Origin of the sequence: Klebsiella sp. K47, from assembly GCF_051858335.1 — a bacterium.
Taxonomy (GTDB): Bacteria; Pseudomonadota; Gammaproteobacteria; order Enterobacterales; family Enterobacteriaceae; genus Klebsiella; species Klebsiella pneumoniae.
This window is the reverse complement of the sequence record NZ_JBPYUI010000166.1, coordinates 1-250: the sequence shown is the minus strand read 5'-3', so window position 1 is coordinate 250 and position 250 is coordinate 1. Positions and strand designations below refer to the sequence as shown.

At 62.8% G+C, this 250-nt stretch carries 1 pseudogene; it reads right to left on the bottom strand.

The features are described from left to right. Window positions 1–250 (bottom strand): annotated as a pseudogene (locus RRF55_RS27550) (hypothetical protein); the annotation flags it as partial.

Sequence of the window (250 nt, the reverse complement as noted above, 5' to 3'; positions counted from 1 at the left end):
GGCCTCGTCCTTTTCCTTCTTCATGGCCTCGCGCTCGATCTTGAGCTGGATCATGCGGCGCTCGAGCTTGTCCATGACCTCGGGCTTGGAGTCGATCTCGATCTTGATCTTGGCCGCAGCCTCGTCGATCAGGTCGATGGCCTTGTCCGGCAGGAAGCGGTTGCCGATATAGCGGTCGGACAGCTCGGCGGCGGCGACGAAGGCCTCGTCGCGGATGGTCACCTTGTGGTGGCCTTCGAGCTTGTCGCGC